The 1499-nt window shown below is 66.8% G+C and carries 1 protein-coding gene; it reads left to right on the forward strand.

Translation table 11 applies throughout. From position 1 onward, the window contains the following. Positions 1-42: 42 nt before the first annotated feature. A partial coding sequence (locus FV227_RS28550; protein WP_246688387.1) for a response regulator occupies positions 43-1499 on the forward strand: 1457 nt, incomplete at its 3' end.

The raw sequence follows: 1499 nt of genomic DNA on the forward strand, positions 1-1499 counted from the left end.
GCCGAGGAGCACAGCCGGGCGAAGAGCCGGTTCCTGGCAAACATGAGCCACGAGTTGCGCACGCCGCTATCCGCGGTGATCGGCTATTCGGAGATGCTGGAGGAGGAGGCGGAGGAACTCGGCCAGGACAGCCTCCTAAAGGATCTCGGCAAGATCAAGTCGAACGCCCAGCACCTGCTCGGGCTGATCAACGACGTGCTCGACCTGTCCAAGGTCGAGGCCGAGAAGATGGAACTCTATCCCGAGGACATCGACGTCACCGCCTTCGTCACGGACGCCGCCGGTACGGTGGAGGCGCTGGTCGCCAAGAAGGGCAACGTCCTCGGCTTGGACGTGGCCGATGACGTAGGCCGGGCGCGCACGGACGCGACCAAGCTGCGCCAGTGCGTGTTCAACCTGCTTTCGAACGCGGCCAAGTTTACCGAGGGCGGCACCATCACGTTGAGTGCCGCCCGCGAGGTCGACGTGGATGGCGACTGGCTCCGGTTCACGGTGCGGGATACCGGCATCGGTATGAGCCCGGAGCAGGTTGGGCGCCTGTTCGAGCGGTTCACTCAGGCCGACGAGAGCACCACACGCAACTATGGCGGCACCGGCCTCGGACTGGCTCTAAGCCGCGCCTTTGCCCAGCTTCTCGGTGGCGACATCACCGTCGACAGCGTCGAGGGTCAAGGAACGAGCTTCACCCTGCGCGTCCCGGCCGTGGCGCCAGAGCGGGCCGTAGCGGCGGCACCGGCGGCATCGGCGGTTCCCGAGAACCAGATGACGGTAGGCGACCTCGTGCTGGTCATCGACGACGAGGCGTCCCAACGCGAACTGATGACCCGGTTCCTCGAACGCCAACGCTTCGCTGTCCGCACTGCGGGGGACGGGCGCACCGGGCTCGACCTCGCCAAGTCGCTCAAGCCACGTGCGATCCTACTCGACGTGATGATGCCCGAGATGGACGGCTGGTCGGTGCTAGCCGCCCTGAAGGCAGACCCGGAGACTGCAGGCATCCCCGTGGTCATGGTCAGCTTCGTTGCCGACGCGGCGCTGAGCGCCTCGCTCGGAGCCATCGAGGCGGTACCGAAGCCGGTGGACTGGGCGCGCCTCCGGACGATCCTTGACCAGTTCCGGGCGGCGGACGGCGACGTGCTCGTGGTCGACGACGATGCCGATATGCGCCACCGGCTCCGGACGGTGCTTGAGCGCAACGGCTGGAGCGTCCGCGAGGCTGGGAACGGCTGCGAGGCGCTCGACCAGGTCCGGCACGGCGTGCCACGCCTCGTGCTGCTCGACCTGACCATGCCAGTGATGGACGGGTTCTCGTTCCTCGACCGGCTCCGGGATTTGCCCGGCTGTACCGAGGTGCCGGTAGTAGTGTTAAGCGCTCGCGACGTCACCGCAGCCGAGCGTGACCGTCTGTCCGGGGCAGATCAGGTGCTGCGCAAGGGCGACACCAGCCTGCAGGACATTGCTACCGAGCTGCGCAAAATCGATAACCGCCAAACCGACGC

Origin of the sequence: Methylobacterium sp. WL119 (assembly GCF_008039875.1) — a bacterium.
Lineage (GTDB): Bacteria > Pseudomonadota > Alphaproteobacteria > Rhizobiales > Beijerinckiaceae > Methylobacterium.